Here is an 18451-nt window from a genome sequence, read left to right on the forward strand (position 1 = left end):
GTGTGTCGGCGCGCGTCGGCACCGCGTCATGTCGCTTTGCTTATCCGGCGGGGATCTTAGCCCGTCTGGCCGTTCATCGGAAGCATCCGTGCCCGACCGCGACTGCCACACCGTCGAGCACCAGGTTGTCGATCTGCCGCCAGGGGATGCCAAGCAGCGGCGCGATCTGCGCCGCCGCTCCGCCATTGAGCAGGCAACAGGCGCCGGGCAGATCGGCCACCTGCCGGTACATTCGCTCGATGGCCCCGGCCTGGGCATGCAGGCAACCCATCTGAATCGCGTCGGCAGTGCAAGTGGGCAGATCGACAATGCGCCCGTCGACCAGCGGCAGCTGTGCCGTGTTGCCGGCCAGGGCACGACGCATCAAATCCACACCCGGGGCGATCAGGCCGCCGCGGAACACGCCGTCGGCATCGAGCACGTCGATGGTGGTCGCCGTGCCGGCGGTCACCACCAGGCAAGGGGCGGCGCCATGCGCACGGGCACCGATCAGGGCGGCCCAGCGGTCGGCACCGAGCCGGGTCGGCACCTCATAGCTGTTGCGCACACCGCAAGCCTCGCGCGCCGGCACCAGCCACTGCGGCACATGGCCCCAGGGCGCCAGCGCCTCGGCCACCCGCGCGCGCAGCTCGGGTGACACCACCGAGGCGCCGTACACCGCGGCAACCTGCCCCGGCGGCGGCAGCACCGCGGAGAAATCCCAGGCTTCGTCATGGGCGAATGCGCCCTGCGCCAGCCAGCGGTCGGCCTCGCGCAGCCCCCACTTGAGGCGGGTGTTGCCCACATCGAGCAGCAGCATCATCCGGCCGCCCGCAGGCTCACGTCGCCCGCCAGGATGCGCCGCACCCCGGTATCGGTCTGCAGGCGCAGCGCGCCATCGACATCGACGCCGAGACACACCCCGTCGATCGACTCGGCTTCGCCGCTCAGGCGCACCGGCAGATCGGCATAGGCATTGCGCTGGTTCCAGGCGTCCTGGAAGGCGGCAAAGCCGCTCGCGGCGTAAGTGGCGAACAGGCGATGCTGGCTCAGCAGCAACTCGGCGAGCAGGCGCTCGCGCGCGGGCGGCGTGTCGAGGACCTGGTCGAGCGCGCTGACATCATCGCGATCGGGCACGCTGGCGCCGGGCGGCAGCGACAGGTTGATCCCGATGCCGACCACCGCGGCCACCTGGCGTGCCGAGGCCAGTTCCACCAGGATGCCGCCGAGCTTGCGGCCATGGACCTGGATGTCGTTCGGCCATTTGAGTTCCACCCCGGCCACCCCGAGCGTCTCCAGCGCACTGGCCACGGCCACGCCGGCCACCAGCGACAGGCCGGCCGGCACCGGCGCACCGGTCGGGAAGCGCCACAAGGTCGAGAAGGTCAGGCTGGCGCCCGGCCAGGCCTGCCACTGCCGGCCGCGCCGCCCACGTCCGGCGCGCTGCAGGTCGCACACCACGACCGGCACGCGGCCATCGTCGGCAGGTACCGATTCGGTCAGCACCGTGTTGGTGGAGTCGCACTCGGCGCGCGCATCCAGGGCGAAGACATCGGCATCGCGCCCCAAAATGGTGCGAAGCGCTTCGATATTCAGCGTAGGGAGCGGTGATGCAGGCACAGGCAGGCGGGCAGCGGAGGGAAAACCGCATTATGTCCCAATCCCCCCGCTGTGGCAGCCTCGCGCCTGCGTTCAGCCGTGGGCCACGTGCGACTCGTCGCGACCGGTGTCCAGCCCGAGTTCCTGGATCTTTCGAGTGATGGTGTTGCGCCCGATGCCCAGCAACTGGGCAGCCTCGATCCGGCGCCCCCCGGTGGTCTCGAGGGCGCGCTCGATCAGGGTGCGCTCGAAGGCGCGGGTGAGTTGCTCGAAGACCTCGCCCGGCGAGGCGGCCAACAGGCGGTCGGCTTCGCGCCCGAGCACGGTGCACCAGTCGCCACCGCCGGCCTCGGTCGCACCGACGCCGCGGAATTCGGCAGGCAGATCGGCCACTTCCACCACCTGCCCCGGCGCCATCACGGTCAGCCAGTGGCACAGGTTTTCGAGTTGGCGGACGTTGCCGGGGAAGGTCTGGGTCTGCAGATGCGACAGCGCGGCACCGGAGATGCGCTTGGCCTCGACATCCAGCTCGCGCGCACTTTTCTTGAGGAAGTGCTGCACCAGCAGGGGAACATCCTCGCGCCGCTCGCGCAGCGGCGGCAGACGCAGGCGGATGACGTTGAGGCGGTGATAGAGGTCTTCGCGGAACAGGCCTTCCTTGACCCGCTGGTCGAGATCCTGGTGGGTGGCGGCGATCACGCGCACATTGGCGCGGATCGGTTGATGGCCACCGACGCGATAGAAGTTGCCGTCGGACAGCACGCGCAGCAAACGGGTCTGCAGCTCGGCCGGCATGTCGCCGATCTCGTCGAGAAACAGCGTGCCGCCGTCGGCCTGCTCGAAGCGGCCGCGGCGCTGGGCGGTGGCGCCAGTGAAGGCGCCGCGCTCATGGCCGAACAGCTCGGATTCGAGCAGGTCGCGCGGGATCGCCGCGGTGTTGATGGCGATGAAGGGCGCCTCGCGGCGCGGGCTGTGGCGGTGCAGCGCCCGCGCCACCAGTTCCTTGCCGGAACCCGATTCGCCGTTGATGAGCACCGTGGCGTGCGACTGCGCCAGCCGGCCGATGGCACGGAACACCTCCTGCATGGCCGGCGCCTGGCCGAGGATCTCGGGCGTGAGACTGGCGTCGTCCGCCTCGACCGCCTGTTCCTGCCCCTGCTCGATGGCCCGGCGTACCAGGCTTAGCGCCTGTTCGAGATCGAAGGGTTTGGGCAGGTACTCGAAGGCGCCGCCTTGGAAGGCGGAGACCGCGCTGTCCAGGTCGGAGTAGGCAGTCATGATGATGACCGGCAACTCCGGGAAACGCGACTTGGCCTTTTCGAGCAGGTTCAGGCCGGACTCGCCCGGCATGCGGATGTCCGACACCAGCACCTTGGGCGGCCGGCTGACCGATTCGAGCGCCTCGCCGGCTTCGACCGCCGATTCGAAACTGCGGTGGGTGATGTTCTCCCGCGCCAGGGCTTTTTCCAGCACCCAGCGGATGGAGCGGTCATCATCGACGATCCAGACGGTTTCCATATTCTATGCACTATGTTGGTGCAAGTTGCCCGTACGATGTTCAGTGGCGGTCCGCCACGGGCAACAGCAAGGTGAAACAAGTACGTCCGGGGACACTCTCGACCTCAATCATGCCGTGATGCTGCTCGATGAAGCCCTGCGCCAGCGACAACCCCAGTCCGCTCCCTCCGTCGCGGCCCGAAACCAGCGGATAGAAGATCTGGTCACGGATTTCTTCCGGGATTCCCGGGCCGTTGTCGATGACTTGCAATTCGAGTGCCAGTTTGTGCCGACGCTTGGCCAGCGTGACCTGGCGCGCCGCGCGGGTGCGCAAAACGATCTCGCCGGCGCCGTCTACCGCCTGGGCCGCGTTGCGCACGATGTTGAGCACGGCCTGGATCAACTGCTCGCGATCGCCGGTCAGCTCCGGCAGGCTGGTGTCGTAGTCGCGGCGCACGGTCAGGCCCGGGAACTCGGCCAGGATCAGCCGCCGGACGCGCTCCAGCACATCATGCAGATTGAGCGGCGCCGGGCGCATCACGGCATGGGTGCCGAGCAGACGCTTCATCAGCGCCTGCAGGCGATCGGCCTCGGCAATGATGACCTGGGTGTATTCCTTCAGTTGCGGGTCGTCGAGCTCGCCCTCCAGCAACTGGGCGGAGCCGCGGATGCCGCCGAGCGGATTCTTGATTTCGTGTGCCAGATTTCGGATCAGCTCGCGGTTGGCCTGCTGCTGTTGCAGCAGGACTTCTTCGCGCGTGACGCGCAGCTGCGCTTCGATCGGGCGGAATTCGAGCAACAGGCGGATGCCGGGCGCCTCGACCGGGCTGACCGTGCAATCCACATCAATGGGCGCCTCGCGCCCCGGCGGCACGATGCGCAGATCCTTGCCGGTATAGCTCCAGTTGTTGTTGAGCGCGTTGTAGAGGGCCGGCGCGAGGCCCGGCGGCTCGCCGAGCAAGGCGTCGAGCGTGCGCCCGGCATGGCGCCGGGAGCTGACGCCGAACAGGTTCTCGGCACCCGCGTTGAGGTACTGGACAATCAGTTTTTCGTCGACCAGCACCACGGCCGTCGACAGCAGGTCGAGGCCGGAAAACTGATTGCGGTGAATGGGGTCGTTAGTCATATGCAGGAAGCCCGAGCAAAATACGCGCCACTTCCTGCAGGCGCTCAGCGAAGACCGGAGAGTTCCTTCTGCAAGGCCTCGACGTTGCGTTCGTGCTGCTCCACCGCTTCCTTGAAGGGTTGCAGGCGGTCGAGCTTTTTCTGGTAATTGCGCTCGTTACCGTAGCGCACCGCATCGGCTTCGGCGAAGGCCTTGCGCGCCTCTTCCAGGGCAGCCTGTTCGGCCGCCAGTTCGCCTTCGAGCAGCTTGCGCCGCTCGGCATCGCGGGCGCGCTGGTCATCGGACGACACCCTCGGGAACGCCCCTGGCGAGGACGCTCCCGGCTTTTTCGCTGGCGCTGCACCGGGCACCGAGGACACCGGCAGATCTTCGCTGAGGCGCTCGCACCCCTTGGCGCCGCGGGTGTTGGTGTAGGTCACCCGCTTCTGCCCGGTGACCGGATCGGTCTCGACGCACTTGTAGACATCGGCCAACGCAACCGGGCTGAGCAGCACGGACGCCAGCACAAGGGCAAATTTCATGGCATGTCCATATCGTTTGTGGGATGGCCCAGTGTAACAACCTGACGAACGGTTTGCGTCGCCCGCGACCCTTCCAGACGAAAAAAGGACGGGGCACGCCCCGTCCTTTCAAAACGCGCAAACCGGGATTCGGTTTACAGGCTGTAGTACAGATCGAATTCGACCGGGTGAGTGGTCACGCGCAGACGATCGACTTCTTCGGATTTCAGGGCGATGTAGGCATCGATGAAATCGTTGGAGAACACGCCACCGCGGGTCAGGAACTCGCGATCCTTGTCCAGGTAGTCCAGCGCCTGATCGAGGCTGGTGCACACGGTCGGGATCAGCGCGTCTTCTTCCGGCGGCAGATCGTACAGGTTCTTGTCGGCGGCATCGCCCGGGTGGATCTTGTTCTGGATGCCGTCGAGGCCGGCCATCAGCAGGGCCGAGAAGCACAGGTACGGGTTGGCCATGGGATCCGGGAAGCGCGCTTCGATACGGCGGCCTTTCGGGTTGGCAACGTACGGGATGCGGATCGAGGCGGAACGGTTGCGGGCCGAGTAGGCCAGCTTGGTCGGCGCTTCGTAGTGCGGCACCAGGCGCTTGTACGAGTTGGTCGCCGGGTTGGTGATGGCGTTCAGCGCGCGGGCGTGCTTGATGATGCCGCCGATGTAGTACAGGGCGGTATCGGACAGGCCGGCGTAGCCGTTGCCGGCGAACAGGTTCTGGCCGTCTTTCCAGATCGACTGGTGCACGTGCATGCCAGAGCCGTTGTCACCGACGATGGGTTTGGGCATGAAGGTGGCGGTCTTGCCGTACTGGTGTGCCACGTTGTGCACGATGTACTTGAGGACCTGGGTCCAGTCGGCACGCTGGGTCAGGGTGCTGAACTTGGTACCGATCTCGCACTGGCCGGCGTTGGCCACTTCGTGGTGATGCACTTCGACCGGCACGCCGCAGGCTTCGAGCGCCAGCACCATGGCGGCACGGATGTCGTTCAGGCTGTCGACCGGCGGAACCGGGAAGTAGCCGCCCTTGACGCGCGGACGGTGACCGGTGTTGCCGCCTTCGAACTTGTCGGCGGTCGACCACGCGGCTTCTTCCGAGATGATCTTGCTGTAGACGCCGGACATGTCGACCGACCATTCCACCGAGTCAAAGATGAAGAACTCGGGTTCCGGGCCGAAGTAGGCGGTGTCGCCGATGCCGGAGCTCTTCAGATAGGCCTCGGCACGCTTGGCGATCGAGCGCGGGTCGCGGTCGTAGCCCTTGCCGTCGGACGGCTCGATCACGTCGCAGGACAGCACCAGCGTGGTTTCGTCGTAGAACGGGTCGATGTAGGCGGAGGACGCTTCCGGCATCAGGATCATGTCGGAGGCCTGGATGCCTTTCCAGCCAGCAATCGAGGAGCCGTCGAAGGGGTGACCATGCTCGAAGTGCTCGAGCTCAAACGCGGACACCGGCAGGCTGACATGCTGCTCTTTGCCGCGGGTATCGGTAAAACGGAGGTCAACGAAGCGCGCTTCGTTGTCCTCGATCATCTTCATGACATTCTCAGGACTCATGGTCACTCCTAGCGTGATGAGGCGAATTACACAAAACTTGCCATCGCTGGCAAATCAACGAGGTCCGACGAAGCAGGTATCGTGCCACGCCCAGACCCCACGAAACGACGACCCTTTCCGCCCCATTTCGGGGCTGAACCCGGAACGCCATCGCACCAAAATGGTGCAAAAATCTTTTACGCGCCCTGATGTAGTGCATCCATGCCGTGGATGCGCACGGCACGAATCTCCGGATGCCTCGCCACCTGGCGCTGCACCAGACCTGCAAGCTGCCCGGCCCGCTCATCCTGGCTCAACCAGGCCAGCGGGAAAAACAATTCGATCTCGACCCGGCCCCCGAGATAGTGCACCAACATGCGCGACGGCGCCGGCGCATCGGCACCGATCATCTGCCGCACCCAACCCGCCAGCACCTGCCGGTCGGGCAGCGGCCCGGCGGGCACCACCGGGCTGCCGATATCGTCCTCGGCATCGATGTGCACCAGCACGTCCTGCACCTCGGCATGCGCCTCGCACACCCGCTCTCGCACCGCCTCGGCGATGGCATGCCCTTCGGACACGCTGATGCGCGGATCCACCAGCACATGCGCGTCGCACAGAACGCGGTGCGCCATGCGCCGCGTGCGCAGTTCGTGCACGCCGCGTGCGCCCGGTGTGGCGGCGATGGTTGCGCGGATCCGGCCCACCACCTCGGCCGACACCGCGGTATCGACCAGCTCGCGCACTGCGGCTGCCGCCAGCAGGACGCCCATGCGCAGAATCATGAAGCCGACCAGCGCCGCCGCCAGCGGCTCGACGAAACGGTAGCCCAGCAGCCCGCCACCGATGCCGACCGCCACCACCAGCGACGAGGCGGCATCGGTGCGTGCATGCCAGGCATTGGCCTCGAGCATGCGTGAGTTGAGCCGGCGGCTGGCCGCCAGGGTAAAGCGGAACAAGCCCTCCTTGGCCGCCAGCGTGCACAGCGCCATCCACAAGGCCACCGGATGCAAGGGCGGCAACTCGGCCGCGTCCTGGATGCGTACCCCGGCGCTCCACAGGAATCCCGCCCCGACGGCCACCAGCACCAGCCCCAGGAACATCGACACCACGGTTTCGATGCGATCGTGCCCATAGGGATGATCGGCATCGGCCGGGTCGGCACCCTTGCGCGCCGCCACCAGCACCAGCGCATCGGTCAGCAGATCCGACAGCGTATGCATGGCATCGGCGACCAGGCTGAAGGCATTGGCAAACAGACCGACGATCAACTGCAACACGGTCAGCGTCAGATTGGTCGCCATCGCCACCAGCGTTGTTCGCTGGGCCTGGCGAGAGCGCTGGGCATCGTCGAGGTGCAAGGAGATGGGCTTGGCTTCGCCAGTCATGGCTGAACGGGTATACTTGCGAGTCCGCCATTCTAGCCGGATCGCCGCCATGGGCACACTCACCGACATTCTTTCTCTGGCGCAGCAACGCGCCCGCGATCTGAACCTCCCCTACGCTGGCGCACTGACGCCCGCCGAGGCTCATCAGGTGTGGCAGGCGGCCCCCGGCGCGCGCCTGATCGACGTGCGCACCCGCGCCGAATGGGACTGGGTCGGGCGCATCCCCGGCGCGGCGGAAATCGAATGGATGAGCTACCCCGGCAATCAGCCGAACGCGCATTTCCTCACCGAACTCAAGCGCCAGATCGACCCCGAAGCGCTGACGCTGTTCATCTGCCGCAGCGGCCAGCGCTCGAGCAAGGCCGCCGCCGTGGCCACCGAGGCCGGCTACAGCAACTGCTACAACGTGCTCGAAGGCTTCGAAGGCGACAAGGACGCCCTCGGCCATCGCAATGCCATCGGCGGCTGGCGCAAGGCCGGCCTGCCCTGGCAGCAGGGCTGAACTCGCGCCCTCGTCAAACGGTCTGACCCCACGTAACCGAACACAAGGATCGACATGGAAGTCGCCACCATCAGCTTTGACCGATTCAACACCCTGAAGGACGAGGACGCCCAGGCGCGCATCCGCGCCGCCCGCGCCAAACTCGGCGACAAGGCCGTGCTGCTGTGCCATCACTACCAGCGCGCCGACGTCTATCAGCACGCCGACCTCACCGGCGACTCGCTCAAGCTGGCCAAGCTGGCCTCGGAGACCGATGCCGAATACATCGTTTTCTGCGGCGTGCACTTCATGGCCGAGGTGGCCGACATCCTGTCGAGCGACAAGCAGATCGCCATCCTGCCCGACTTGGCCGCCGGCTGTTCGATGGCCGACATGGCCAACCTCGCCAAGGTCGAGCGCTGCTGGCGCGAGCTGACCGAAGTGCTCGGCAATCCGGACGAAGTCATCACCCCGGTCACCTACATCAACTCGGCCGCCGACCTGAAGGCCTTCTGCGGCGAGCACGGCGGCATCGTGTGCACCTCGACCAACGCGCCGACCATTCTCGACTGGTCATTCAAGCAACGCGAGAAGGTGCTGTTCTTCCCCGACCAACATCTGGGTCGCTGGACCGGCTACAAGCAGGACATCCCGCTCGACGAAATGCTGGTGTGGGATCCGGACCAGGAATATGGCGGCCTGACGCCCGAGCAAATCAAGAAGGCGCGCATCCTGCTGTGGAAAGGCCACTGCTCGGTGCACCAGATGTTCCAGGAGAGCCACATCCGCCGCTGGCGCATGCAGCATCCGGACGGTTTCGTGATCTCCCACCCCGAGAGCAACCTTGAGGTGTGCAAGGCCTCCGACTATGTCGGCTCGACCGAATACATCATCAAGACCATCCAGGCCGGCGCTCCCAACACCCACTGGCTGGTGGGCACCGAGTTGAACCTGGTCAATCGCCTGGCCGAAGAGATGAAGCCCGAAGGCAAGGTGGTGCAGTTCATGGCACCGACGGTGTGCATGTGCTCGACCATGCAGCGCATCGACCCCCAGCACCTGGCCTGGACGCTGGAAAACCTCGTTGACGGCAAAGTGGTCAATCGCATCAGCGTGCCGCCGCACGAGGCCGAACTGGCCAAGGTGGCGCTCGACCGCATGCTCGCCGTGTCCTGAACGGCCTCTTGCAAAAAGAACGGCGCCGAGACGGCGCCGTTCTTTTTTGCGTTGCCTCAGACCCGGAAGCGATCGACCGAGGTCTTCAGGTCCGTCGCCAGCCGCCGCAAGGACTCTGCCGCCTCTGCCGTGTGCGCCACCGCCGCAGCGTTCTCGTCGGTGGCCCGGGCGATCTGCTCGACATGCTGGGCGATGGTGTGGCTGGCAGCGGTCTGCTCCTTGACCGAGCCGGATATCTCCACCATGCCCTGCGCCGCACGGGTCGCCGCATCGCCGGCCGCCGCCATGATGCCGTTCATGCCGTTCAGGTGTGTCCGGCCGGCATCGAGCGCCGCCGTTCCCTGCGCGACGGCGTTCTCGACCGACTTCGACTGATCCGCCAGCGAGGCGGTCACCCGGTCGATCTCCTTCGCCGCCTTGGCCGATTTTTCGGCCAGCTTGCGCACCTCGTCGGCCACAACCGCGAAGCCCCGCCCCTGCTCGCCGGCGCGCGCCGCTTCGATCGCGGCGTTGAGCGCCAGCAGGTTGGTCTGCTCGGCGATCTCGGTGACTTGCCCGGTCATGTCTTCGATGCTGCGCGTGCGCGCCACGAACTCGGTCACCGAGTCGGCAATCGCCTGTACCGCAGCGTCGGTCCGCTGCAACTCGGTGGACAGGCCCATCAAGGTTTTTTGCCCATCGCGCGCCTGCGCCAGACTGTCCCCGGCCACGACCGACACCTCGTCGGCATGATCGGCCACCGTGCTCACGCTCACCGACATCTGCTCCATCGCCGCCGCCGTCTCGGCCGCGGCATCGGCCTGTGACGTGGAGGCCGCGCGCACCTGCTCGGCCGCCGCGCTCAGGCGTTCGGCCGCGCCGTCCACCGCCTCGGCATTGCCGCGCACCCCGCGGATGATGTCGTTGAGCGAGTCGAGCAGGTGATTGAAGCTGCCCGAAATCCGCGCCAGCTCGCCAGTACCCTCCGGCGCCCGCACCCGCAGATCGCAGTTGAGCTGCACTTGATGGGCCGCCGCGCTGAGCGCCTCGGCACTTTTCGACACGCGTCGCGCCACCGCCCAAGCCAGCGCCGCAATCACCAGCGCACCGCCGAGGATCAGCGCCACCACGGCGCCGACCCCGCCGTTGATTTCATTGGCAATGCCATCGATCGGCACGGTGACGCCGATCACGCCGCGCAGATCACCCACCTGCCAGTCGTTCTTCGGCGTTTCCGGATGGCTGTTGTGACACCCCACGCAGCCCTCGGCCATGCGGTCGCCGACGGCATAGCGCAGCGACAGCCGACCGTTGAGGGTCTCGACCCGGCTGAACGGCGTTGTCGGATCCTTCTCCAGCGCCGCCATCGCCGCCTGCTCGAAATCATCGTAGCGCTCGGTCTTGGCCCGGTGCGGGAACGGGAAACGGCTGAACAGGCGCACCTGCATGCCCTCGTGGTCGCGCGCGATGCTCTCGCCCAGCGTCTTGACCAGCGTGGCCGGCAAAGGCAGCACATTATCGTGCTCCATGAAATCGTAGTTGAGCGTGGCCCCCGCCTTACGGGCGCGGCTGACGATTTCTTTGGTGTAGAAGGCACGCAGCGAAATGATCTGGTCGGCCACCGCCGAGGCGGTGTTGATACCGGCCGCCGTCGCCGTGTCGGCGCGCATCTGGTTGAGGAGCAGCATCACGGCCGCCATCACCACCAGACCGCTGAGCGCGACCGGGACCAAAAACTGACGGGCCAGCCCCATCCGGTTGAACCACTTCATGACACCATCCTGTATCCCGACACGGGCATTCATTACGATGGGGCTGCTTACGTCGCCCGGACGGGCGACTTGATGGTGTCAAGCGGCCATTGCAGGACTTTGTGTCGAAAAATTGACAGGCATCAACCGGACTAGCACTCGGCCGTTGCCAGATCGCGCCGCAGCGCGGCCGGCGCTGGGCCGACCCTGCGAGCCAGCCTCCTTTTCGTCGCAGTCTGGTATACCTTTCGAGACCAAGTGCTCAGCCGGGGATCCTCGTCCGCCATGGATTTGCGCATCTGCACCTACAACATCCACAAGGGCTTTTCGCAGTTCAATCGCCGCATGGTGATTCACGATCTGCGCGACCGCCTGCGCCAGCTGGATGTGGACATCGTCTTTTTGCAGGAAGTACAGGGCATGCACTTCCGCCACGCCAGCCGCCACCCCGACTGGCCGACCGAGCCGCAGCACGAGTTTCTCGCGCGCGACATCTGGCCGGCGAGCGCCTATGGCGGCAACGCGATCTACGATCACGGCCACCATGGCAACGCGGTGCTCAGCCGCTATCCGATCCTCAGCAGCCACAACCAGGACGTGTCCGATCACCGCTTCGAGCGCCGCGGCCTGCTCCATTGCGAGATCGCGCCGGGCCCGGACCTGCCGACAATCCACTGCGTGTGTGTCCACCTGGGCCTGATGGCGGGCAGCCGGCGGCGCCAGATGGATGCCCTGGCGCGACGCATGGAGGAGTTGGTCGGCAACGATGCGCCGTTGATCATCGCCGGCGATTTCAACGACTGGCGCAACCATGCCGAAGCGCTGCTGGCCGAGCGGCTCGGTGTGCGCGAGGTTTTCGGCAGCGCCGGCGGCACGCCGGCGCGCAGCTACCCCAGCCGGCTGCCGGTGCTGCGTCTCGACCGCATCTATGTGCGCGGGCTCGACGTGTGCGCCAGCCAGGTCCATTTCGGTCTGCCGTGGTCGCGCATCTCCGACCATGCCGTGCTGACCGCCCAACTGGCCTGGCCCACGTGATCACGCCCAATCTGTGGCCGCACTTCAGCCAGGGCAATGCCGTCACCTTGCTGGAGAACGGGGCGGAGTTCTTTCCGGCGCTGGCCTCCAGCATCGACCATGCTCGGCACGAGATCTTCCTCGAAACCTACATTTTCCGCGACGATCGCATTGGCCAGATGATCGCCGACGCACTCGCGCGCGCCGCCGAGCGTGGCGTCAGCGTGAGCCTGCTGGTCGACGGCTTCGGCAGCCGCGATTTCGTCGCGCGACGGATGGACGAACTGCTCGAGCGCGGCGTGCGCATGCTGGTCTATCGGCGCGAACTGGGCCGCCTGCTGCTGCGCCGGCACCGGCTGCGCCGCCTGCATCGCAAGCTGGCCGTCATCGACGGGCGGATCGCCTTCATTGGCGGCATCAACATCGTCGACGATCACAACACCGCCCTGCCCGACCATCCGCGTCACGACTATGCGGTCATGGTCGAGGGCCCGCTATTGCAACCGATCCACGACAGCACCCGGCATCTCTGGGAGCTGGTGGCCTGGGCCAGCTTTCGCCAGCGCCTGCGCCTGAAAGACACCGTGCCGCCGCGCACCGATCCCGCCGGCAACGTCAAGGCCGCATTCGTCATCCGCGACAACCTGCGTCATCGCCGCGACATCGAAACCGCCTATCTGCGAGCAATTGCACGCGCCACCGACGAAGTCGTCATCGCCAACGCGTATTTCCTGCCGGGCCGCCGGGTGCGCAAGGCGCTGACGTCTGCCGCCGAACGGGGCGTGCGCGTGATCATCCTGCTGCAGGGGCGGGTCGAGTACGCCCTGCAGCACATGGCCACCCAGGCCCTCTACCCGGCGCTGATGCGCCATGGCGTACGCATCTTCGAGTATCGCCGCAGCTTTCTGCATGCCAAGGTGGCGGTGATCGACGGGCACTGGGCAACCGTCGGCTCAAGCAACTTCGACCCCTTCAGCCTGCTCCTGGCCCGCGAAGGCAATGTCATCGTCCGGGACCAAGCCTTTGCCACCCGCCTGCGCGAGCGGCTCGAACATGCCATGCATGACGGTGCGGTCGAACTCAAGCCCCCCCACTGGCGCCGCAAGGCACTGCTGACACGGCTCTTTCACTGGATGGCCTACGGCTTGGTGCGCGTGGCGATCGGGCTTTCGGGCTATGCCAACGAGCGGCTGCCCCGCAAGCGCTGAGGATCAGCGCGACCGGGCCGGCGACGGCGCCACCGGCCGCTTGCTGGAGATCACGCCGGTATTCACGCCAAACCAGCCGAGTCCGCCGAACAGCCGCGCATACTCGATCTTCACGCAGCGATCCATGACCACCTGCAGCCCCGCCGCCTCGGCACGCTCGACCGCTTCGTGATTGATCACGCCGAGCTGCATCCACAGCGTGCGCGCCCCGATGGCGATGGCGTCGTCGACCAGGGGCATGATCTCCTCCGATTTGCGGAAACAATCGACCATATCCACCGGCACCGGCACATCGCGCAGGCTGGCATAGCAGGTCTGGCCAAGCACCTCGTCATAGGCCGGGTTGACCGGAATGATGGTGTAGCCATGCTGCTGCATGTACTGCGCGGCAAAGAAACTGGGGCGATGCCACTTGGCGGACAGCCCCACCACGGCAATCGTCCGGGTTTGCGCCAGCACCCGGCGCAGGCCGTCGGCGTCATCGATCATAGTCGCTCCTTGCATGAACGGCCGCGCTGCGCGGCACGGCTTCGAGTGACCAGTGAGCCTGCGCCCACGGCCAGATTTCTGCAAGCGGCGCACCCGCCAGTTCGGCGGGCGGCCGCTGGCCGAGACAGGTGAGTGCATCGAGCACCACCTGCGCGGCGGGAAAGTCATCGACCGCCCGCGCCAGCGACTGTTTCGACAGCTTCTGACCGCCGACGTCGACCACCACCGGCAGATGCGAATAGCACGGCGTCGGCACGCCGAGCGCCTGTTGCAGCGCGATCTGGCGCGCCGTCGAGGGCAGCAGGTCGATACCGCGCACCACCTCGGTCACGCCGGCCGCCGCATCGTCGACCACCACCGCCAGCTGGTAGGCGAACAGGCCGTCGGCGCGCAGCAGCACGAAGTCGCCGACGTCGGCCGCCACATCCTCGGCCACATCGCCCTGCACCCCATCGGCGAAGCGGACCACGCCCGGTGTCACCGCAAAGCGCCAGGCGCGCGCCGTCTGTCCGGCCGGCAGGCCCGCTCGGCAGGTGCCCGGATAGCGCGCCGAGCCGTCGGCGGCCCGCGGCGCGTCGGCCAGCATCTTGCGCGTGCACGCGCAGCCATACACCCGGCCGCCATCGCGCAATGCCTGCAACGCCTCGGCATAGGCGTCGAGTCGGTCGTGCTGCCACACCGGCGTGCCGTCCCACTCGAAGCCCAGATGCTCGAGCGTACGCAGAATACCCTCGCCGGCCCCAGGCACGGCGCGCGGTGCGTCGACATCCTCGATGCGCACCAACCAGCGCCCACCGGCCGAGCGGGCCGCCAGATAGCTGCCCACCGCCGCCACGACGGAGCCAAAATGCAACGGCCCGGTCGGCGACGGAGCGAAGCGTCCCACCGGACAAAGCGTGCGCGAATTCGTCATGGCCGACATGCTAAACCAAGGTCACGCACCGGACACCGGGCGAATCCCTATAACTAACGCTCAATATCCAGCACCGCACAATGCGTCGATAATTTGCCCCGACACTTCCCGTGATACCGGACGGTCGGCATGGATGTTTCGCTCCCCAGGCATCGCCACAGACACGCAGGTCGACTCGACCTGGCGCGGCGTGCGCACGCCGAAGCGCTGCGCCTGCAAGCGGTCACCGCGCGGGCCGGCATCCTGGCCCTGCTGGTCGGTGTCTTCGGCGCGCTGGCCTGGTTGTGGCCAGTCATGGCGCCCGCCGTTCTGCTGGCCTGGGGCGCCATCATGGGGGTCGGCATCCTGACCTCGCGCCACTTGGTGCGCGCCAGCGCCGACTGGCCCCAGAGCGCCAGCGCGCTGCACCGACTCGAATGGAGTTTTGCCGCCAACGCCTTCTTCATCGGTGCCCTGTGGGGCGCCCTGCCCCTGCTCGGCGCCTACACGCCGAGCAACGGCGCCCAGACGCTGGTCATCATGTTGCTGGGCATCGTCGCACTGGGCGGCACCGGCATCTTCGCCCCCAGCCGGCGCGTCTTCTTCGCCTTCATCGTCCCCACAGTCGGCCCGCTCATTGCCACCCTGGCCACCGATCCGCCCGCCGCCCTGCCCCAGGCCGCAATCGCCGCCGGGGTGTTCGCCGCCATGCTCGGCGCACTGCACGAACTGTTTCATCACATGCTCACCTCGACCCTGGCCCAGCGTCTGAGCAGCGATACCCTGGCCGAGGAACAGCGTGTGATTCTCGACAGCGCCGGCGAGGCCATTCTGTTCACCCGCGGCGAACGACTCATCAAATGCAACCGCCGTTTCGCCGATATGGTCGGCGAAACGGCGGAGCGCCTGGCCGGTCGCCCGCTGTGGCAGTGGCTGGCCGACCCGGCCGAGTGGCACCGCAATTCCGATCGCGCCCGCCATGCACTGGCCAGCGGACTGACCTTCCGCACCAAGATCCGGCTGCGTCGGGCCAACGGCGAGTTGTTGTGGGTCGAGTTCACCGCCGAAGCGGTCGACGCCGCACGCCTCGACAAGGGGATCGTCTGGCTGGGCCAGGATCTCACCTCACGGCTGCGCTCCGAGGCGACCTTACATGCGTCGGAAGCGCGCTACCGGCAGCTCATCACGCTCACCTCGGACTGGTACTGGGAGTGGGACGACAAGCTGCGCTTCACGCATCTGAGCGGGCCAGGGCTGGCACGCGCCGGCCTCGGCCCCGCCGTCTATGGACGCGGTCTGGGGGCCCTGTCGGATCTGGTGGGGGTCAGCGCCGAGCGCTGGTCGGCGCTCCAGCAGCAGATCGAGCGGCATGAACCGTTTCGCGACTTCATCTGGCAGCACGCCTCGGAAGCGCAGGAGGTGCGCTGGTTTTCGATGAGCGGCAATCCGACCTTCGACACTGAGGGCCATTTTGCCGGCTACCACGGCATCGGCTCCGAGGTCACCGAGCAGATGCGCGGCTCCGAACAATTCCGCCATCTGGCCTACCACGACACCCTCACCGGACTGCCCAACCGCCGCCTGCTCGACGACCGCCTGCATCTGGCCATCGCCCAGGCCTCGCGCCGCAGCCAGCGGCTCGCCGTGATGGTGATCGATCTGGACAACTTCAAGCTCATCAACGACAGCGCCGGCCATGCCACCGGCGACATGGTGCTGGTGGCCGTCGCACGCCGCCTGCAGGCGGCCATTCGCACCAGCGACACCGTCGCCCGGCTCGGCGGCGACGAATTTGTCGCCATCCTTCAGGACGTAGACGATGTCGCCGCCGTCCACACCGTCGCCCAGAAGATCACCGAGGCGCTCGCCTTGCCGGTCGACGCCGGCACCCGCCAGTATCTGCTCGGCGGCAGCGTCGGCGTAGCGATCTATCCCGATGATGGCAACTCTGCCCGCACGCTGCTGGCCCAGGCGGACAGCGCCATGTACGAGGCCAAGCGCCGGGGCGGCAGCCAGCATGTCCTGCATGGCGCGCCGCTCCCGCCCGTCACCCCGAGGTCTGCGCCAACCCGGGCAGAGCGGACAAACCGCCCCGCCAGTTGAGCGCCACCGCCCTACCGGGGGCCGTCCAACGACTCAGACGTTGAACAAAAAGTTCAGTACATCGCCGTCCTTGACCACGTATTCCTTGCCTTCGGCGCGCATCTTGCCCGCTTCCTTGGCGCCCTGCTCGCCGCCAAAGGCGATGAAGTCTTCGTAGGCGATGGTCTGGGCGCGGATGAAGCCGCGCTCGAAGTCGGTGTGGATCACGCCGGCAGCCTGAGGGGCGGTGTCGCCGACATGGATGGTCCAGGCGCGCACCTCTTTCACCCCAGCGGTGAAATAGGTCTGCAGGCCGAGCAGTTTGTAGGCGGCACGAATGAGGCGGTTGAGACCCGGCTCCTCGAGGCCGAGATCGGCCAGGAACTCCTTTTTGTCCTCATCGTCGAGATCGGCCAGTTCCTGCTCGATCTTGGCGCAGACGGCCACCACCGGCGCATTCTCGCCCTCGGCCAGGGCCTTCAGGCGATCCAGGTGCGGGTTGTTCTCGAAGCCGTCTTCGAGCACGTTGGCCACATACATGGCCGGCTTGATGGTGAGCAGGCACAGCGGGCGGATCAGCTCGACCTCGTCGGCCGACAGTCCGAGGGTGCGCGCGGTGCGCCCCTCGTTCAGATGCGGCATCAGGCGTTCGAGCACTTCGACCAGTTTCTTGGCGTCCTTGTCACCAGCGCGCGCCTTCTTGTTCTCGCGGTGGATGGCCTTTTCGACGGCGGCCATGTCGGCCAGCGCCAGCTCGGTGACGATGGTTTCCATGTCGGCGATCGGGTCGACCCGGCCGGACACGTGCACCACGTTCTCGTCGTCGAAGCAGCGCACCACGTTCACGATGGCATCGGTCTCGCGGATGTTGGCCAGGAACTGGTTGCCCAGGCCCTCGCCTTTCGAGGCCCCGGCCACCAGACCGGCGATGTCGACGAACTCGACGATGGCGGGCTGCACCCGCTGCGGCTTGACGATGGCCGACAGCGCATCGAGGCGCGGATCGGGCACTTCGACGATGCCGACGTTCGGCTCGATGGTGCAGAATGGATAGTTTTCCGCGGCGATGCCCGATTTGGTCAGCGCGTTGAAGAGGGTGGATTTACCGACGTTGGGCAATCCGACGATGCCGCACTTCAGACTCATGGTGTCGCTTCCTTGCCGCGCGCGGGGCGCGTATTGATCTTCTGCGTGGCCACTTCAAAAGCGCCACGTGCGATGTCGGGCCAGGCGGCAAGCGCCCGATCCATGGCCGACTCGATGGCCTCGTGTTCTTCCTTGCGCGGCGGCTTGAGCACATAGCCGACCACCGCATTGCGATCGCCGGGGTGCCCGATGCCGAGCCGCAACCGCCAGTAGTCCTGCGTGCCGCTGTGACTGGTGATGTCCTTGAGCCCGTTGTGCCCACCCAGCCCGCCGCCGAACTTGAGCCGTGCCTGCCCCGGCGGCAGGTCGAGCTCGTCGTGCACGATCAGCATCTCGTCCGGCGCGATGCGGTAGAAGCGCGCCAGTGCGCCGACCGACTGTCCGGAACGGTTCATGAAGGTATCGGGCATCAGCAGCCACAGACCGTCGGTGGTTTTCGCCACCTGACCGTGGAACCGGCTTTCGCGATTGAAGCGGGCGCCAAGCACACCGGCCAGAAGCTCACAAAACCAAAACCCGGCATTGTGCCGGGTTTCGGAATATTCGGCCCCGGGGTTCCCGAGGCCGACAATCAGGCGCGGAGGCTTGGCGTTCATCAGA

The 18451-nt window shown here is 66.6% G+C and carries 17 protein-coding genes; 5 read left to right on the plus strand and 12 right to left on the minus strand.

Annotation, left to right across the window (positions count from 1 at the left end):
* Window positions 1-73: 73 nt before the first annotated feature.
* The 7 genes from I8J34_RS00565 to I8J34_RS00595 form a co-directional block, all read right to left on the minus strand.
* Entirely contained in the window at window positions 74-802 is a 729-nt protein-coding gene (locus I8J34_RS00565) for a type III pantothenate kinase (RefSeq protein WP_214359409.1), read from the minus strand.
* Window positions 799-1599, minus strand: coding sequence for a biotin--[acetyl-CoA-carboxylase] ligase (locus I8J34_RS00570; protein ID WP_230411653.1), 801 nt, complete (start codon window positions 1597-1599; stop codon window positions 799-801). The genes I8J34_RS00565 and I8J34_RS00570 overlap by 4 nt, the downstream gene beginning before the upstream one ends.
* Window positions 1600-1671: 72 nt before the next feature.
* Window positions 1672-3096 (minus strand): nitrogen regulation protein NR(I), encoded by a 1425-nt coding sequence (gene ntrC / locus I8J34_RS00575; protein ID WP_214359410.1) that lies wholly within the window; start codon window positions 3094-3096, stop codon window positions 1672-1674.
* Window positions 3097-3136: 40 nt separating this feature from the next.
* The gene (gene glnL, locus I8J34_RS00580) at window positions 3137-4201 is read right to left on the minus strand and encodes a nitrogen regulation protein NR(II) (RefSeq protein ID WP_214359411.1); all 1065 of its coding nucleotides are present in this window, start codon (window positions 4199-4201) and stop codon (window positions 3137-3139) included.
* 44 nt (window positions 4202-4245) lie between these two features.
* On the minus strand, window positions 4246-4722 hold the full coding sequence (locus I8J34_RS00585; protein ID WP_214359412.1) for a DUF4124 domain-containing protein: 477 nt from the start codon (window positions 4720-4722) through the stop codon (window positions 4246-4248).
* A 134-nt stretch (window positions 4723-4856) separates the two neighbouring features.
* Complete coding sequence (gene glnA, locus I8J34_RS00590) at window positions 4857-6266, minus strand: type I glutamate--ammonia ligase (protein WP_214359413.1); 1410 nt, start codon at window positions 6264-6266, stop codon at window positions 4857-4859.
* Window positions 6267-6442: 176 nt separating this feature from the next.
* Complete coding sequence (locus tag I8J34_RS00595) at window positions 6443-7633, minus strand: cation diffusion facilitator family transporter (protein ID WP_214359414.1); 1191 nt, start codon at window positions 7631-7633, stop codon at window positions 6443-6445.
* Window positions 7634-7682: 49 nt separating this feature from the next.
* Here I8J34_RS00595 and I8J34_RS00600 point away from each other — a divergent pair, with 49 nt between their 5' ends.
* The gene (locus I8J34_RS00600; protein ID WP_214359415.1) at window positions 7683-8135 is read left to right on the plus strand and encodes a rhodanese-like domain-containing protein; all 453 of its coding nucleotides are present in this window, start codon (window positions 7683-7685) and stop codon (window positions 8133-8135) included.
* A gap of 54 nt (window positions 8136-8189) precedes the next feature.
* Window positions 8190-9290, plus strand: a complete 1101-nt coding sequence (gene nadA, locus I8J34_RS00605; RefSeq protein ID WP_214359416.1) for a quinolinate synthase NadA — start codon at window positions 8190-8192, stop codon at window positions 9288-9290.
* 56 nt (window positions 9291-9346) lie between these two features.
* On the opposite strand, the gene I8J34_RS00610 is transcribed toward nadA, so the two are convergent.
* Window positions 9347-11041: a methyl-accepting chemotaxis protein gene (locus tag I8J34_RS00610; RefSeq protein ID WP_214359417.1), complete on the minus strand. Its 1695-nt coding sequence runs from the start codon at window positions 11039-11041 to the stop codon at window positions 9347-9349.
* A gap of 264 nt (window positions 11042-11305) precedes the next feature.
* Here I8J34_RS00610 and I8J34_RS00615 point away from each other — a divergent pair, with 264 nt between their 5' ends.
* Together I8J34_RS00615 and clsB are read left to right on the plus strand one after the other, a co-directional pair.
* Window positions 11306-12055 carry an endonuclease/exonuclease/phosphatase family protein gene (locus I8J34_RS00615; RefSeq protein ID WP_214359418.1) on the plus strand — a complete coding sequence of 250 codons (750 nt, stop codon included), beginning with the start codon at window positions 11306-11308 and terminating at the stop codon, window positions 12053-12055.
* Entirely contained in the window at window positions 12052-13242 is a 1191-nt protein-coding gene (gene clsB / locus I8J34_RS00620) for a cardiolipin synthase ClsB (protein WP_230411654.1), read from the plus strand. The genes I8J34_RS00615 and clsB overlap by 4 nt, the downstream gene beginning before the upstream one ends.
* Window positions 13243-13245: 3 nt before the next feature.
* Here the strand turns inward: clsB and I8J34_RS00625 are convergent, their stop codons facing one another.
* Window positions 13246-13731 (minus strand): CoA-binding protein, encoded by a 486-nt coding sequence (locus I8J34_RS00625; protein ID WP_214359419.1) that lies wholly within the window; start codon window positions 13729-13731, stop codon window positions 13246-13248.
* Entirely contained in the window at window positions 13721-14644 is a 924-nt protein-coding gene (gene gluQRS / locus I8J34_RS00630) for a tRNA glutamyl-Q(34) synthetase GluQRS (RefSeq protein ID WP_214359420.1), read from the minus strand. Before gluQRS ends, I8J34_RS00625 begins: the two co-directional genes overlap by 11 nt.
* Window positions 14645-14773: 129 nt before the next feature.
* Here gluQRS and I8J34_RS00635 point away from each other — a divergent pair, with 129 nt between their 5' ends.
* Window positions 14774-16726, plus strand: coding sequence for a sensor domain-containing diguanylate cyclase (locus tag I8J34_RS00635; RefSeq protein ID WP_214359421.1), 1953 nt, complete (start codon window positions 14774-14776; stop codon window positions 16724-16726).
* A gap of 33 nt (window positions 16727-16759) precedes the next feature.
* Here I8J34_RS00635 and ychF read toward each other — a convergent pair whose 3' ends face one another.
* Window positions 16760-17851 (minus strand): redox-regulated ATPase YchF, encoded by a 1092-nt coding sequence (gene ychF / locus I8J34_RS00640; protein WP_214359422.1) that lies wholly within the window; start codon window positions 17849-17851, stop codon window positions 16760-16762.
* Entirely contained in the window at window positions 17848-18447 is a 600-nt protein-coding gene (gene pth / locus I8J34_RS00645; RefSeq protein ID WP_214359423.1) for an aminoacyl-tRNA hydrolase, read from the minus strand. Before pth ends, ychF begins: the two co-directional genes overlap by 4 nt.
* Window positions 18448-18451: the final 4 nt, after the last annotated feature.

The sequence above is a fragment of the Denitromonas iodatirespirans genome (assembly GCF_018524365.1).
In the GTDB taxonomy this organism is placed as follows: Bacteria; Pseudomonadota; Gammaproteobacteria; order Burkholderiales; family Rhodocyclaceae; genus Nitrogeniibacter; species Nitrogeniibacter iodatirespirans.